Annotated in this window: 19 protein-coding genes; 6 read left to right on the forward strand and 13 right to left on the reverse strand. The window is 57.2% G+C overall.

The features are described 5' to 3' along the window. Positions 1–8: 8 nt before the first annotated feature. Positions 9–233, reverse strand: a complete 225-nt coding sequence (locus tag ACQE3D_RS13075; protein ID WP_281020484.1) for a DUF2149 domain-containing protein — start codon at positions 231–233, stop codon at positions 9–11. 97 nt (positions 234–330) lie between these two features. Between ACQE3D_RS13075 and ACQE3D_RS13080 the strand changes: the two genes are divergently transcribed. Further along, the gene (locus tag ACQE3D_RS13080; RefSeq protein WP_313730176.1) at positions 331–753 is read left to right on the forward strand and encodes an HIT domain-containing protein; all 423 of its coding nucleotides are present in this window, start codon (positions 331–333) and stop codon (positions 751–753) included. Here ACQE3D_RS13080 and ACQE3D_RS13085 read toward each other — a convergent pair. After that, positions 742–1149 (reverse strand): flagellar basal body-associated FliL family protein, encoded by a 408-nt coding sequence (locus ACQE3D_RS13085; RefSeq protein WP_064030476.1) that lies wholly within the window; start codon positions 1147–1149, stop codon positions 742–744. The genes ACQE3D_RS13080 and ACQE3D_RS13085 overlap by 12 nt on opposite strands. A gap of 66 nt (positions 1150–1215) precedes the next feature. Here ACQE3D_RS13085 and nagZ point away from each other — a divergent pair, with 66 nt between their 5' ends. From nagZ to ACQE3D_RS13100, 3 genes are read left to right on the forward strand one after another with little or no spacing between them, the layout of a single operon-like run. Further along, positions 1216–2232, forward strand: coding sequence for a beta-N-acetylhexosaminidase (nagZ, locus tag ACQE3D_RS13090; RefSeq protein ID WP_313730175.1), 1017 nt, complete (start codon positions 1216–1218; stop codon positions 2230–2232). After that, positions 2216–2770: a hypoxanthine-guanine phosphoribosyltransferase gene (locus ACQE3D_RS13095; RefSeq protein WP_313730174.1), complete on the forward strand. Its 555-nt coding sequence runs from the start codon at positions 2216–2218 to the stop codon at positions 2768–2770. Before nagZ ends, ACQE3D_RS13095 begins: the two co-directional genes overlap by 17 nt. Then, positions 2767–3501 carry an S-methyl-5'-thioinosine phosphorylase gene (locus tag ACQE3D_RS13100; protein ID WP_313730173.1) on the forward strand — a complete coding sequence of 245 codons (735 nt, stop codon included), beginning with the start codon at positions 2767–2769 and terminating at the stop codon, positions 3499–3501. Before ACQE3D_RS13095 ends, ACQE3D_RS13100 begins: the two co-directional genes overlap by 4 nt. Positions 3502–3685: 184 nt before the next feature. Here the strand turns inward: ACQE3D_RS13100 and ACQE3D_RS13105 are convergent, their stop codons facing one another. Next, positions 3686–3880, reverse strand: coding sequence for a hypothetical protein (locus ACQE3D_RS13105; RefSeq protein ID WP_064030470.1), 195 nt, complete (start codon positions 3878–3880; stop codon positions 3686–3688). Between the two features lie 118 nt (positions 3881–3998). On the opposite strand from ACQE3D_RS13105, the gene ACQE3D_RS13110 reads away from it, so the two are divergent. Both ACQE3D_RS13110 and soxZ read left to right on the forward strand, forming a co-directional pair. Then, positions 3999–4460, forward strand: a complete 462-nt coding sequence (locus ACQE3D_RS13110; protein ID WP_313730172.1) for a thiosulfate oxidation carrier protein SoxY — start codon at positions 3999–4001, stop codon at positions 4458–4460. After that, complete coding sequence (gene soxZ, locus ACQE3D_RS13115; RefSeq protein WP_064030551.1) at positions 4460–4777, forward strand: thiosulfate oxidation carrier complex protein SoxZ; 318 nt, start codon at positions 4460–4462, stop codon at positions 4775–4777. The genes ACQE3D_RS13110 and soxZ overlap by 1 nt, the downstream gene beginning before the upstream one ends. Here soxZ and ACQE3D_RS13120 read toward each other — a convergent pair. The 10 genes from ACQE3D_RS13120 to ACQE3D_RS13165 all read right to left on the reverse strand — a co-directional run bounded on the left by ACQE3D_RS13120 (position 4774) and on the right by ACQE3D_RS13165 (position 13809). Next, positions 4774–5742 carry a beta-ribofuranosylaminobenzene 5'-phosphate synthase family protein gene (locus ACQE3D_RS13120; protein WP_313730171.1) on the reverse strand — a complete coding sequence of 323 codons (969 nt, stop codon included), beginning with the start codon at positions 5740–5742 and terminating at the stop codon, positions 4774–4776. The two genes, soxZ and ACQE3D_RS13120, sit on opposite strands and share 4 nt — an antisense overlap. A gap of 34 nt (positions 5743–5776) precedes the next feature. Continuing rightward, the gene (locus ACQE3D_RS13125) at positions 5777–6451 is read right to left on the reverse strand and encodes an HAD family hydrolase (RefSeq protein WP_313730170.1); all 675 of its coding nucleotides are present in this window, start codon (positions 6449–6451) and stop codon (positions 5777–5779) included. Further along, positions 6451–7377 carry a hypothetical protein gene (locus ACQE3D_RS13130; protein ID WP_313730169.1) on the reverse strand — a complete coding sequence of 309 codons (927 nt, stop codon included), beginning with the start codon at positions 7375–7377 and terminating at the stop codon, positions 6451–6453. The genes ACQE3D_RS13125 and ACQE3D_RS13130 overlap by 1 nt, the downstream gene beginning before the upstream one ends. 2 nt (positions 7378–7379) lie before the next feature. After that, entirely contained in the window at positions 7380–8306 is a 927-nt protein-coding gene (locus tag ACQE3D_RS13135) for a diguanylate cyclase (RefSeq protein ID WP_064030463.1), read from the reverse strand. Between the two features lie 92 nt (positions 8307–8398). Continuing rightward, the gene (locus ACQE3D_RS13140; protein WP_071158353.1) at positions 8399–8842 is read right to left on the reverse strand and encodes a YcgN family cysteine cluster protein; all 444 of its coding nucleotides are present in this window, start codon (positions 8840–8842) and stop codon (positions 8399–8401) included. A 5-nt stretch (positions 8843–8847) separates the two neighbouring features. After that, the gene (ftsX, locus tag ACQE3D_RS13145; protein ID WP_064030459.1) at positions 8848–9810 is read right to left on the reverse strand and encodes a permease-like cell division protein FtsX; all 963 of its coding nucleotides are present in this window, start codon (positions 9808–9810) and stop codon (positions 8848–8850) included. A gap of 2 nt (positions 9811–9812) precedes the next feature. Further along, on the reverse strand, positions 9813–10469 hold the full coding sequence (gene ftsE / locus ACQE3D_RS13150) for a cell division ATP-binding protein FtsE (protein WP_064030457.1): 657 nt from the start codon (positions 10467–10469) through the stop codon (positions 9813–9815). 4 nt (positions 10470–10473) lie between these two features. Beyond that, positions 10474–12474, reverse strand: a complete 2001-nt coding sequence (gene ftsY, locus ACQE3D_RS13155) for a signal recognition particle-docking protein FtsY (protein ID WP_427550933.1) — start codon at positions 12472–12474, stop codon at positions 10474–10476. 5 nt (positions 12475–12479) lie between these two features. Continuing rightward, positions 12480–13016 (reverse strand): hypothetical protein, encoded by a 537-nt coding sequence (locus ACQE3D_RS13160; RefSeq protein WP_313730167.1) that lies wholly within the window; start codon positions 13014–13016, stop codon positions 12480–12482. 46 nt (positions 13017–13062) lie between these two features. Next, entirely contained in the window at positions 13063–13809 is a 747-nt protein-coding gene (locus tag ACQE3D_RS13165) for an SURF1 family protein (RefSeq protein ID WP_313730166.1), read from the reverse strand. Positions 13810–13841 lie beyond the last annotated feature (32 nt).

The following is a 13841-nucleotide window of genomic DNA, read 5'->3' on the forward strand; positions in this document are numbered from 1 at the left end:
CGCCAAACTTACGGACCGGCCGGCTTGTCCTCGGGTACGTAGACGAACGAACCGTCGTCTTTTAGTCGATAGGTCACGCCGGCTTTCATACCCTCGCCCTGACCGATTTTGCCGGTCGATTGGTATTTCTCCATTTTCTCGCCGTCCTTGATCATCATTTCCCTATTCGCTTCACCCGGATTCTTAACGACAATCACCTTGTCGCTGTTAAACGGATTCAGTGGGATTTCCATGGCATGGAAAATGTCTTGACTTTGATTGGCCCATCGCTAGCCGTTATCATGGTGAAGTCTGAAAACCGTCCGTCAATCATCTTTAGTCGAGAAGCCCATGTCCTCGTTCCACCTCCACCCGCAATTGCGACAAGATTGCCACGAAGTCGGCCGGTTCGAGCTGAGCCTGCTGCTGATGATGAACGACAGCGCCTATCCCTGGTTTGTTTTGGTACCGCAACGCGGCGGCTTGACGGAGTTATATCAACTGAATGATCGGGATCGGACGTTGTGGCTAACGGAATCTTGCCTATTGGCGGAAACGATGACGGCGATGTTTCGGCCCGACAAACTCAACGTCGCGGCGATCGGCAATCTGGTACCGCAACTGCATATTCATCATATCGCCCGCTATCGGACCGATCCGGCCTGGCCGGCACCCATCTGGGGGAAGTTTCCGCCGCAACCCTATGCCGGCGATCAGGTGGAACGGCGCATCGAGCAAATGCGCCAAGCTCTGCGCGGTCAGTTACTGGATTAGGAATTCGGAGAAGAACACATCGCGGAAGCCATCCGGATTTTGAATTTTCGTCAACAAACCGGTGATCATTTCCTTGGTTTTCAAACGCAGACCTTCGCGTTGTTCCATCGTTTGCAAGTCGGCGGCATGCAAGCCACTCAACATCATAATCATTTCATGGCGCAGCAACGGCATGTGTTTTTTGATTTTTTCGACCGGCTCGGCCCCTTCCACCAGCAACTGCACGTTCAACAACAGGTATTTTTTCGGCTCGGCCAGATTGACGGTAAAGGCCGGCTTCATCTCCAAATACTCGATGACCGGGCCGGCGCTTTCATCGGCTTTTTTTTCGCCGGAGTTGGCGGCGGACAAACCGGGTAACAGCAACAAACTGATCAACAAAACCAAAGTACGCACGGGGATTCCTCATATAATGTCGGGTTCAAGCTCCAGAAGTATATTCCAATTTAGACATTTATCACCATGAAACCACAAGCCATCGGTCCGGTCATGATAGACATCGACGGGCTCAGCCTGACGGCGGCGGATCGGGAAAAAATCGCCCATCCCAATACCGGCGCGTTGATATTGTTCGCTCGCAATTTCGATCATCCGGCGCAAGTCGAGGCATTGATTGCCGACATACGCAAGGCACGTAGCGGCGACATTTTAATTGCCGTCGATCAGGAAGGCGGCCGAGTTCAGCGCTTTCAGAACGGATTTACCCGCCTGCCCGCGGCGGCCAAGTACGCCGACAAACCGGAATTGGCTGAAGCAGCCGGTTGGTTGATGGCCGCCGAATTGCTCGCCATCGACGTAGACTTCAGCTTCGCGCCGGTGCTGGATGTCGATCGCGGCGTTAGCGAAATCATCGGCAATCGTTCGTTTTCCGGCGATCCGACCTTAGCGGCCCAACTGGCTGGAGCCTTCCGTACCGGCATGCGCGCGGCCGGCATGGCCGCGACCGGTAAGCATTTTCCCGGCCACGGCGCCGTCGCGCTAGACTCGCACTTGACCCTACCGATCGACGATCGCGATCTGGCAAGCATACGCGCCGAGGATCTCGTACCTTTTAATGCGTTGATCGAACAAGGCCTGGAAGCCGTGATGCCGGCCCATGTGGTGTATCCACGCATCGACCGCTTGCCGGCGGGTTTTTCCGGCGTTTGGCTGCAAGACATATTGCGCGGCGAGCTGGGTTTTAACGGCGCGATATTTAGCGACGATTTGAGCATGAACGGCGCCGCCGGTATCGGAGACTACACCGATCGGGCGCGTTTAGCGCTGGAAGCCGGCTGCGACATGGTGTTGGTGTGCAACAATTCGGCGGCGGCCGAGCAAGTCTTAGACGATCTGCCGGTTCGCGAACGCCGTGCCGGCGAAGCGCGTTTGCAAGCCATGCGCGGCCAGCCCAAATTCACCCGAGAACAGCTGCAACAACTGCCGAAATGGCAACAAATTTCCAAACAACTCCAAGAGCTTTATGAATCCCCTGCTTGAAGAAATCGATCAAGTCCAACGGCACGCGCGACAACTGCACGCCGCCGCCGAAGTCGAGTCCGCACTGGACTTGATGGCCGCCAATATCACCGCCGCGCTGCGAGACCGCAATCCGCTGCTATTGTGCGTGATTAACGGCGGCATCATCGCCACCGGCAAACTGTTGCCGCGCCTGGACTTTCCGCTGATGTTGGACAGCATCCACGCTAGCCGCTACCGGAACGCCACCTCCGGCAGCGAGATTCACTGGCTGTTTACGCCGACCACGCCGTTGGCGGGACGGACGGTGCTAGTGATTGACGACATCCTCGACGAAGGCCATACCTTGCGCGCCATCGTCGATTACTGCCAACAGCGAGGCGCCGAAGCCGTTTACACGGCGGCGCTTTTTGACAAACAACTCGATGAGCCCAAACCGATCGCATTGGATTTTGTCGGCTTGAACGTGGAAAACCATTATTTATTCGGCTACGGCATGGATTACAAGGGTTATCTCAGAAACGCCGCAGGTGTCTATGCCTGCAAGGAAGTATTATGACCTTGGCTATTATCGGCGGCACCGGCCTGACCCAAATCCCGGACCTACTTATCACTGGCGAACAAAGCCTCGATACGCCGTTCGGCGCCCCGTCGGCCGCTTACGTATTCGGCGAGCTCGACGGCCGCAAACTGGTGTTTTTAGCCCGGCATGGCAACCCACATCGAATACCGCCGCATAAAATCAACTATCGGGCGAATATCTGGGGCTTGCAAGCCTTGGGCGTGACCGAAATTATCGCGGTCGCGGCGGTTGGCGGCATTGGCCGCGAGATGGCACCGGCGGTCATCGCGATTCCCGATCAATTGATCGATTACAGCTACGGCCGCGAACATACCTACTTCGCCGACGATCTGGAACAGGTCACCCACATCGATTTCAGCGAACCCTATACACCGGCCTTACGGGCTCGTATCGTCGCCGCCGCCGAACAAGCCGGCATCGCCACCGTAAACCACGGCACCTACGGCTGCACGCAAGGACCGCGCCTGGAAACGCCGGCTGAAATCAAACGCATGGCGAACGACGGCTGCGATTTGGTCGGCATGACCGGCATGCCGGAGGCGGCACTGGCTCGCGAATTGGGCATCGCTTACGCTAATGTTTCGGTGGTTGCCAATTGGGCGGCTGGCGTCGTCGCCGGCGAAATCACGATGGCGGAAATCGAAAAAAACCTGCACCAAGGCATGAATCAGGCGATCATGTTGCTAACAGCCGTGGCACAGGCTTGAGGTAGGCAGAAACATATTCGGGAAGGGTTTTGCCGAAGCCCGGACACCTCGGCAAAACCCCAATTGAAAGAAACCACGGTTTCTTTTTATAGCGGGACCTAACGCAGTTTCCCTGTCACCGCCGCAAACCCACAAGTGGATAGGAGAATGCAGTTCGCGACGTCTCCATTAAATCGTAACGGCCTTATTTGGTCAGACCGTTTTTGTGCAGCACATCCGAACGATAAGCAGAGTTGGACGAATCTTCGGCGATGTTTTTAGCGGCGGTAGCGTATTTATCGTGCTCCGCGTTTTTCACCATGAAAACCGCACCAGCGACCATAACGACGGCCAGAGCGATGTAGAGCCAAAAATTGTCTTTTTCTTGAACTTCATTCATTTTGTACCTTCCTGTATGTTGTTGTAGATGGTGCTGAAACAATTTCAACGGTGCTAACGATAACAAACCGAAATCGAAAAATTTTGATATACATCAAAAAAAGCAAGGTTATTTGGGCATGACTTATGACCGCCGCACTTTCCTGACAACATTCGGCCTAAGCCTGAGCGCTTACGCGCTCACAACCGACATCAAGCCCGCCCTAGCCGACTCGGCGGCCGGATCGTCGCCGACCAAGACCCGGCTGGAAGAGATCTTGGCGATATTGTCCGATACCGGAATCCAAGATACCCCAACGTTGGAATTGACCTTACCGGCCGTTGCCGAAAACGGCGCTTTCGTGCCGATCACCGTCGCCAGCTCTTTGGAAGAGATTGAGCGGTTCGTCATCTATGTGGCTCACAATCCCAACCCACTGGTCGCCGAAATCGAACTCTCGCCGACGGCCTTGGCCTTCGTGAGCACGCAAATCAAGATGGCCGGTTCTGGAGAGGTGGTGGTCCTGGCCAAGCGCGGCGCGGCTTGGCTACGCAATCGGCGTAGTGTGGAAGTCAGCGTGGGCGGATGCGGAACCGGCTGATGAGTACGATTAAAATTAGAAGTCGAGCGCTGGCGGGATTTTGGGAAATTCGGATTTTGAATCAACATCCGATGGAAAACGGCCGTAACCGCGACACCGATGGCGCGCTAATTCCGGCTCACTATATTCAAACCCTGACCTTGACTTTAAACGGCACGCCGACGCTTTCGGTCAACATGGCCGGCAGCGTTTCCAAGAATCCGTTTTTCGTATTTCGGCTGCGCGCTAGTGTCGGTGATCGAATCAGCGTGATGTGGTTGGACAACCTCGGCAATCAAGACCGGATAGAACACCAACTCGTCGAACGCGACGACTAAGCAAACTCGTCGGAAATCAAGCAGGCCGGCTGGTTGCGCGCACTGGCTACTAAGAAGCTAAGCGGCGATTGAGCAAACTGCGACTCCAGGGCTTGAACCAACTCGGCGGCTCGCCGAGGGGACTCGACCGCGCAGAAACCGGTCGGCCCCCAGGACGTCTGGCCGATCGCCACGGCGCCGGCCTTCTCCAACATCGTCATCGCCGCCGCCACGTCCGGGCTGGTGAAAATTCCACCCTGCACCGGCGCGAAATGCTCGCCGACCGCCCGTTGTAACTCGGTAATCACCGCACCGAACCTCGGCAAATCTTGTTCCGCCAACGCCGGCAGGCCCTGCATCAACAACAAATAACACAATCGCTCGGCACTGGCTTGCGGAAACGGCGGCAGCCGGCTGAACGCGCTAATCTCCTGTTCGCCATGCAGACCCTGGCCACGCTGATCGAACACCAGGATAAACCGCCAATGGTCCGGAATCGGCATTTGCGCTATCAGCGGCGGCGTTTTGGTCTCAGGACCGCGGCCGCCATCGACAACCAAACCGCCTTTTTCGAAAATCCCGATACCTATTCCGGAGCGGGCGCCGCGTTCGGACAGCAACGCAATATCGCGTACCGTCAAACCCAGACCGTAAAATCGGCTTAACGCGGCGCCGACCGCCAGCGACATCTGCGTGCCGGAGCCCAAGCCGATATGCTCCGGAATCACGGTTTCCAACGCCAGACGCAGCCGATCGGAAACCCCCAAACGCGCGCACAATTGTCCAAGACAACGGCCGGCCCGCTCGGTCTCCGGACCGACCACGGTCAGCGTCTCGGCGGCGCTCAGCGTCAAGCGAGTGTTGATTTCCTCTACCGCCAAACCGATGCTGCCGAAATGCCGCCCCAAACCACCGCTCAAATCGATGAAGCCCATGTGTAATCGGGCTGGCGCCACCACCGTGACCGTTTCGAACTGCGCTTTCACCACCGGGATTCCAAGACCAAAAAACGAGGCCGCATTATAACGGAAGCGACCGCGCGGCCGAGATAAAATCGGCGGCTTCCCTTAAGTCGGACAGTACCCGCTCGGCCTGCCGACCGGCCAGCGCATCGACAGGATAGCTGGAGGGCACCAGCCAACAACGGATGTCGGCCGCAACCGCCGCCGCCACGCCGACCGGCGAGTCTTCCAGCGCCAGACAGGCCGAAGCCGGTAAACCCAGCCGCCTGGCCGCCTCCAAATACACGTCGGGCGCCGGCTTACCGCGCGCCACCTGATCGACCGCGACCAGTAACGGAAACGTCTCGGCCAGGCCGGCATAGGCCAGACTGCGCCGCGCTGCAGCCGTCCGGCTGTTGGTGGCGATACAATACGGGATGCCGGCGGCTTGGGCGGCCTCCAGCAATTCCGGTAAACCCGGCTTGACCGCGATACCGTCCGTTTCGACTTGGGCCAGCCAAATTTCGCCGCTTAACTGGCGAAAGCGCGCCTGATCGAAACCGTCGCCGGCCAGATTAGCCAATCCGGCCAGTACTTCCGGCCCGGACAAGCCGAGCAAACCTGCCCAGTCGGCATCCGAGTATCGGTAGCCCATTTCCGCCGCCGCCGCTCGCCAGGCCGCCCGGTACGTGGATTCGCTATCGATCGCCAAGCCGTCCAGATCGAGAATCAGGCCGGCAAGCGTTCCGGCCATTAGCGTAATACCTTGATATATTCTCCGAGCGCCTCGCGATTGGAACCGACTACAACCCGCCGTCGGCCGGTATCGTCGACTTCCAGCAAGCCGGCAACCGCCACGACTTCGCCGGTTTGCGCCTGCCCGCAGTAGGTCGCGGTATAACAGACTATGCTGTCCGCTTGCGGATGGTCTATCGAAAAAACAGCCGGATAATCGAAGGCGTGAAAATCGTCGCTGATTCTGGCTTGCAATTCGATAGCGCCCAACTTGCGATATTCGCGCGTTTCGCTTTCCAGCATCGGCGCCAGCAAGGTCAGATCGAATTTACGGCCGTTAATCATGGCCTTGTTGTATTTCCGCAATTCGTGCCAAATATATTCGTCCAACGCGAAATCGCAGGCGCGGCGCCGATAGGCTTCCAACCAATCCGCATCGTCCAGAACCTGACAATGGTCCTCGGCGATCAGCCACTGTACGACGTTGCGAGCCCGGTGGAAGATTTCGCGGTCGTAACAGACCAGATCGATATCCGAGCTGTGTTTTTGCATGCCGACCTGCAACGATCCGGTCACGCCGAACTGATCCATGTCCAAACCGCGGCGGCGGAACAAGGTGCAGAGACTGTGCAAATCAGCCAGCACCGGATCGCTGGGCTCTACTTCCAATAAGCCTTGCAGGCTGTGGCGGGGATGAAAATGTCGAATTACCGCGGTTTCCGGTACCGCGTGCAAGCGAGCATCCAAGCGCGCCGAGTAATGTAGGTATTGCGGATAATGCGCCGCTAAATGGGCGTTGGCCGTATCGCTATCGACTTTACGCCAAGCGCCGTCCAACATCGCGTAGCGCAGAAAGCACAGAATACGTCCGGCCTCCAAACCGTCGGCGACCACCGCGAAAATCAGCTGCTCGCCTGTTTCGATGAAATCCTTGGGCCTGAACATGTTCAACCTATTTCCACCCGATTCCGGCCCAACTGCTTGGCGCGATAAAGCGCGGCGTCGGCGGCCTTGATCAATTCGTCCGGGGACGAGTATTGGCCGAGGTGCGCGGCCGCGCCGATGCTGAGCGTCACGCGTCCGCACTCGGACGAGGCGTGAGCAATGCCCAGAGCCTGGACCGCATGGCGCATCCGTTCGGCCAATTCGCGCGCTTCAACCAACAAGGTCGCCGGCAAGACCGCGACAAACTCCTCGCCGCCATACCGACAAATTAGATCGGTACTGCGACGCAACTGATCGGACAAGGCCTTGGCGACCTCGACCAGGCATTCATCGCCGCGCACGTGTCCGTAGCTGTCGTTGTATTTCTTGAAGTAATCTATGTCGCAAACCAACACCGATAGTACCGAATTATTGCGCTGCGCCAGCGCAAATTGCAGGGCTAATACGCTATCCAAGCGGCGGCGATTCGCCAACCCGGTCAATTGATCGCTCTGCGACAGCCACTCCAGCTCTTGGTTGGCCAATTGCAGCTGTTGCTGGGATTTTTGCAACTTTTGGCGCATCAAGTAAATCCGCTCCATCGCCACCATCGTGTACCGCAAACGTAGCGGATTCAGCGGCTTTTGCAAGTACGCGTCGCCGCCCGCCAGTATGCCTTGGCAAAACGAGTCGTCGTCGGTGCGCGTGGTCAAGAACACGATCGGGAACCAATCGGATTTTCGCAACTCACGGATGGCCTGAGTTGCCTCGAAGCCGTTCAAGCGGGGCATCTCGACATCCATCAACACCAGATCGACGTCCTGATCGGCAACGTATTGCAGGGCTTCCGCTCCGTTTTCGGCAAAGTCTACTTGATGCCGCAATTCACGGAGGCACTCCGCCACCAATTGCCGTATCGCCTTACTATCGTCGACGACTAAAACTTTCATACGCTCCGCCTAATCCTCCCTTTAACGAACACGATTTTAGTTCAACCTGCCAAAAAGTAGGGTAAGAGGGTCGACGACGATGTTTGACATCGCTAATCCCTGGGTTTCGGCGGCAGCCAAGCGATGATGTGGTCTTCCATATCGTCGACTTCCGATTCCTTGATCGCGAACCCAGTCACCGAAATGCCGGCCTCCGCCACGGTGTCCAGCCGCCCGGAAATCAGCGGATGCCATTCCGGCAACGCCTCTCCATCCAGCAACAAACGATAGGCGCAGGTGTCGGGCATCCAGTGATACGCGCTGAAATCGTGTTGTTTCAAGTCCAAACAATCCGGCACCAATGTGCAGCGCTCGGCATAGCGGCTACAAGAACAAGTGTCCAAATCGATCAAATCGCAAACGACGCGAGTCAGCGCGATCTCGCCGGTATCTTCGTCTTCGAGTTTGTTCAAACAGCACTTGCCGCAGCGATCGCACAACGACTCCCATTCTTCGGTGGTCATTTCGGCCAGCGTCTTGGTTTCCCAAAAGTTCATCGCGACTACTCCGGCTTCAGCAAGCGCAATTGATAATGCAACACAACCCAAGCGCCGCAGACGGCCAGCGCCGAAGAAATCGTCAGCAACAGCAAAAACTCGCCGAAACTCAGAAACAATAATTCGAAGGCGCTGTTATAGAGTACCGACAATTTCTCGACCGGCGACTCCAAGATCAGCAACATCACCGTCACGATCAACCAGCCCAGAAAACCGGCGATGAATCCCAACCAAAACCCGGTGTAGAGAAACGGCCGCTGAATGAAGGCATTCGTAGCGCCGACCAATTTGGAAATATAGACTTCGTCTTGACGATTCTGCAACTCCAGCCGAATCGTGTTGCCGGTGATAAAGGTGACCGCGAAACCCAACAGCAAACTGACCAACATCACGCCGCGGCTAGCAATCGTCATGATGGTCTGCAAGCGGGCCACCCATTGCATATCCACTTGCACGAAATCGACTTGCGGCAATTGTTTGAACTCCGCCATCAGCGTTTCGATGTCGGCGTTGGATTCCAGGGTATGCTTAGGTTGAACCTGGACCACACTGGGTAGCGGATTTTGTTCCAAGGCATTCAACGCGTCGCCGAAACCGCTATTGGCCTTGAACTCGTCCAAAGCCTGCTGCTTGGTGATCAACTTAACCGCATCCACGCTGGGATTTTGCCGCAGTTGTTCGACCAGCTTCTGACCGGCGGCGTCGGTGACGTTGTCGTGTAAAAACAGCGACATTTGATTGCTGCTCTCCAAATTCCCGGTCAATTGCTGAATGTTGGCGACGCCAATGTAAAAACCGCCGGACAACGACACCGCGATCGCCAGTACCAGCACCGTCATCGCCGACGTGAACGGCGAACGGGTCAAGCGGCCGAGACTGGAAAACAGACCGTGGGCGTGATTCAGCAAATACGCCTGGAAACGGTCGTTCAAGCGCTGGCCGAAATGTTTGCGCTGTACTTGTCTCATCGTCAACTCGCCACCAAATGCCCTTTGTCCAAAGTCAGGACCCGATAGCCCAGCACGTGAACCAGCTCGATATCATGAGTGGCGATCAACACCGAAACTCCGACTTGCTTGAACTGCTCGAACATATGCATGACTTCGGCCGACAGATCCGGGTCCAGGTTGCCGGTCGGCTCGTCCGCGATTATCAACTTGGGTTTGTTGACGATGGCCCTGGCGATGCCGACCCGTTGTTGTTCGCCGCCGGACAAGGCCAGCGGATATTTACGCTCCTTGCCGAGCAGCCCCACTTTGTCCAGCGACGCCCTCACCCGCCTCGCCACTTCATTGGCCTGATAGCCGGACACCACCAACGGCAACGCCACGTTATCGAACACGGTCCTATCGTTCAGCAGTTTATAGTCCTGAAAGATCAGACCGAGTCCGCGCCGCAAATACGGCACTTTACGCTCGCTGACCCGGTTGATTAGCTGACCGTCCAGGAAAATGTTACCGCGCGTGCATTGCTCCATCATCGCGATCAATTTCAGCAATGTGCTTTTGCCGGCGCCGGAGCGGCCGGTCAGAAACGCCATTTCGCCTTTTTGCAAATGAAAGCTGACGTCGATCAAGGCCTCGCCGGCGTCAGGGTAACGTTTGCTGACGTGTTCGAACTTGAGCATGGCGTTAGTCTTTAGCGAACAAGGCCTCGACGAACTGCTCGGCATCGAAGTCCTGCAAATCGTCGATGCTCTCGCCGACGCCGATGAAGCGGATCGGGAAGTGCAATTGATTGGCCAACGCGAAAATGATGCCACCCTTGGCGGTACCATCCAGTTTGGTCAGGGCCAGACCGGTCAAGCCAACCGCTTCGTTGAATATTTTAGCCTGCGACAACGCATTCTGGCCGGTGCCGGCATCCAGAATCAACAACACTTCATGCGGCGCGCTGTCGTCCAATTTGGCCATGATCCGCTTGATCTTTTTCAACTCGTCCATCAAGTTGGACTTGGTATGCAAACGACCGGCGGTATCCGCGATCAACACGTCCACGCCCTTGGATTTGGCCGACTGCAGCGCGTCGAAGATCACCGATGCAGAATCGGCGCCGGTGTGTTGCGCCACGACCGCGACGTTGTTGCGCTCGCCCCAGGTCTGCAACTGCTCGACCGCCGCGGCCCGGAAAGTATCGCCGGCCGCCAGCATCACGCTATGCCCTTGTTGCTGCAAGCGCTTCGCCAATTTGCCTATCGACGTGGTTTTGCCGACGCCGTTGACGCCGACCACCAGAATCACGAATGGTCCGTCGCGTTGCGGGATTTTTAGCCCTTGCGAGCAGGGTTTCAGTATCGTCAGCAGTTCCTGCTTTAACGCGGCGAGCAAGGCATCGCCGTCGGCCAGCTGTTCGCTCTCCAACGATTTTTGCAAATGTTCGATCAATTGCGTCGTCGTTTCGATGCCGAGGTCGGCCATCAGCAAACTCGCCTCCAGATCGACCAACAAGCCCTTGGTCACCGCTTTCTTGCCGAATGCCAAGCTGCTCAGCACCGATCCGAAACCGCCGCGGGTTTTTTGCAGTTGATTGCTCAGGCGTTGAAACAGACTCTCCGCCACCGGCGCTTCGACGGATACCGGCGCAAAAGCCACCTCGCCGGCGGTTGCCGGAATCGCCGCTTCGCCGGCAATGACTTCGGCTTCGGCTTCGGCTTCGGCTTCGGCTTCGGGAAAACCGTAACGGCTGTACAAGGCAATCGCGAATAACGGCACCATCAACAAAGCCGCCACCGCGTTATGCGCAACCGCCAATCCCAGCGGCAGACTATATTTGACGCTGAAGATCCCTAATACGATTTGCAGCAGCAAAACCAGGCTGACCAGATTGCCGGCCAAGCGTACCGGCTTGGGATAGCGGTCGCTGGTCGCCACCAGCATCAACGCACTCACGACCAAGAAGGTAAGGCCGGCCGCCAGCCGATGAACGGCGTGAACCGCCGCTAGCGCGGCGGCGTTCAACAACTGCCCTTCCGGACGGAACGGATTCAATGCTTGCCAGTAATCGGCCGCCGGCAGCCAAACCCCTTGGCAGCGCGGAAAATCGTCGCACGCTAGCCCGGCGTAGTTGCTGCTGACCCATCCCCCCAACGCGATCTGCGCCAGCACCACGCACATCGCCAATCCGGTCAGCCACATAGGCCCGGAACTAACCGAACGCCGGCTCAGCGCCGGATCCAAGCGCAGATAAGCCCAAACCAGCGCCCAAAAGGTCGTGAATCCCAATAACAAATGTCCGGTAACGACCGCAGGAGTTAGCTTGGAGGCTACGGTCCACATACCCAACGCCGCCTGGCTGGCAATCAGCGATACGATAACCAGGGTCCAGCCGACCGCGAGGCCGCGTTTTTGCTCGCGCCAAGCGAACGGCAGCGCCAACAGCGCCAAAACCGCCAGTGCGCCGGCTAAATAACGATGGGCCATTTCCTTCCAGGCCTTGGCGACATCAACCGCTTGCCCGGCGAACGCGGCCGCCGCGTCGGCCTTGAATTGGTCGGTATCGGCGACGACGGCTTTGCCGTAACAACCGGGCCAGTCCGGACAACCCAAGCCGGCGTGGCCGAGGCGGACATAGGCGCCGACCACGATGACCAGCAGCGCCAGGACGGCCCCGCACAATAATAATCTTCTGAACATGTTTATTAACCGATTTGGGAAATTCTGAGGAGTTTGCTTAAGTCGTCTCTGACTTGGTAGGGATCGAATCCGGGCGGGTATTTCATCATCAGGTTGCCCAGCGGGTCCATGATGATCAAGGCACCCTCGACAGGCGCCTGGCCGGCGATCCCGGACAATCCCGACCGCAAGCCATCGGCCGGCAGCGCTTTCAGCAGGCGCGCATCCTCGCGCCATTCGCCGGGCAGCGCGACTTGTCCGTCGCTTAGCAAAGCCAAGCGCCGCACTCGGGCGATATCCTTGCCTATCATCAGACCGATCTGCCGGGATTTATGCAGGGCATCGGCGCACACTTGCGAGCACGCGCCGAATACCGGATTAATGAGTACCCAGTGCCCCTTCAACTCCCCGATATTTTCTTGGGAAAACGTGTCGGCACCGACGAAACCGACCGTTTCGGTCTGAACCGGCGGTTGAATCAACTCGCCATGATTGGTCCCCAATCTGACGATGTCCGGATGCGCCGCCAAATACCAAGCGATGCTAAATGGAATCGCCGTCATTGCGAAGATTCCTAAAATGGTGAGACGATTTATTTTTAATTGTTGTTTACTCACGACGTTTACGAAGACTGTTCCAAAACATTAGGGTGCTTAGCGTTAGCGCTAAACCGAACCATTGTACTGCATAGGCCCGGTGTTTTTCCGGCGGAATGACCACGTTGATGCGCCAATCCCGCAGATAGCCGGCGGGTTGATCCGCATCCAATTCCAGTTGGAACGGCGCCAGCGCGTAGCCGAATTTGACGCCGAGCGCAGCCAAATCGACGTACTGAGTGCGAACCGGCCAGCCTTCGCCCGGCGTCCCGCCGCCAGCCAGCCGAATGCCGACGTCGGGAAAACGGTTGATGCGGCCGCGCAACTGTTCGACCGGCGTATCGATGCTTAAATCGGGGACTACTCGCCTATCTCGGCCCAGCGGCAACCAGCCGCGATTGACCAAAACCGCGGCTTGGCCGTTGGCGGGCAAAAACGGCGTAAACACCAAATATCCGGGCCGGCCGTCGTGTACCTGATTGTCGAGCAATAATTGATGGGCGTCGTCGTAATGCCCTTGTAAAGTCGCCTTGCGATACCGAATCGCCTCTAGCTCCGGCTCGCCCGGTATCCGCTGGTTCAAATCCAGCGCGACCGACATTTGCGCGGCGTGTTGCGCGTCGAGCAAAGCTTGTTTTTCATCCGCGCGGCGCAATTGCCAGAAGCCCAGATTGCATAGCAACACCATCATTGCGACATAAGCCACCAATAGGGCCGGCGACCAGCGCCACTCCATGGGAAACAGCCGAAATTTAATCATCTAAAACCGCCCTAAGTATTGGCAAGCCATTG

This window comes from Methylomonas sp. MS20 (assembly GCF_050275925.1).
GTDB lineage: Bacteria > Pseudomonadota > Gammaproteobacteria > Methylococcales > Methylomonadaceae > Methylomonas > Methylomonas koyamae_A.

Excerpts from the sequence above, each read along its gene's own strand:
- ACQE3D_RS13075 (WP_281020484.1), bottom strand. The coding sequence starts at position 233 with ATGGAAATCCCACTGAATCCGTTTAACAGCGACAAGGTGATTGTCGTT.
- ACQE3D_RS13080 (WP_313730176.1), top strand. The coding sequence starts at position 331 with ATGTCCTCGTTCCACCTCCACCCGCAATTGCGACAAGATTGCCACGAA.
- nagZ (WP_313730175.1), top strand. The coding sequence starts at position 1,216 with ATGAAACCACAAGCCATCGGTCCGGTCATGATAGACATCGACGGGCTC.
- ACQE3D_RS13095 (WP_313730174.1), top strand. The coding sequence starts at position 2,216 with ATGAATCCCCTGCTTGAAGAAATCGATCAAGTCCAACGGCACGCGCGA.
- ACQE3D_RS13100 (WP_313730173.1), top strand. The coding sequence starts at position 2,767 with ATGACCTTGGCTATTATCGGCGGCACCGGCCTGACCCAAATCCCGGAC.
- ACQE3D_RS13105 (WP_064030470.1), bottom strand. The coding sequence starts at position 3,880 with ATGAATGAAGTTCAAGAAAAAGACAATTTTTGGCTCTACATCGCTCTG.
- ACQE3D_RS13110 (WP_313730172.1), top strand. The coding sequence starts at position 3,999 with ATGACTTATGACCGCCGCACTTTCCTGACAACATTCGGCCTAAGCCTG.
- soxZ (WP_064030551.1), top strand. The coding sequence starts at position 4,460 with ATGAGTACGATTAAAATTAGAAGTCGAGCGCTGGCGGGATTTTGGGAA.
- ACQE3D_RS13125 (WP_313730170.1), bottom strand. The coding sequence starts at position 6,451 with ATGGCCGGAACGCTTGCCGGCCTGATTCTCGATCTGGACGGCTTGGCG.
- ACQE3D_RS13130 (WP_313730169.1), bottom strand. The coding sequence starts at position 7,377 with ATGTTCAGGCCCAAGGATTTCATCGAAACAGGCGAGCAGCTGATTTTC.
- ACQE3D_RS13135 (WP_064030463.1), bottom strand. The coding sequence starts at position 8,306 with ATGAAAGTTTTAGTCGTCGACGATAGTAAGGCGATACGGCAATTGGTG.
- ACQE3D_RS13140 (WP_071158353.1), bottom strand. The coding sequence starts at position 8,842 with ATGAACTTTTGGGAAACCAAGACGCTGGCCGAAATGACCACCGAAGAA.
- ftsX (WP_064030459.1), bottom strand. The coding sequence starts at position 9,810 with ATGAGACAAGTACAGCGCAAACATTTCGGCCAGCGCTTGAACGACCGT.
- ftsE (WP_064030457.1), bottom strand. The coding sequence starts at position 10,469 with ATGCTCAAGTTCGAACACGTCAGCAAACGTTACCCTGACGCCGGCGAG.
- ftsY (WP_427550933.1), bottom strand. The coding sequence starts at position 12,474 with ATGTTCAGAAGATTATTATTGTGCGGGGCCGTCCTGGCGCTGCTGGTC.
- ACQE3D_RS13160 (WP_313730167.1), bottom strand. The coding sequence starts at position 13,016 with ATGACGGCGATTCCATTTAGCATCGCTTGGTATTTGGCGGCGCATCCG.
- ACQE3D_RS13165 (WP_313730166.1), bottom strand. The coding sequence starts at position 13,809 with ATGATTAAATTTCGGCTGTTTCCCATGGAGTGGCGCTGGTCGCCGGCC.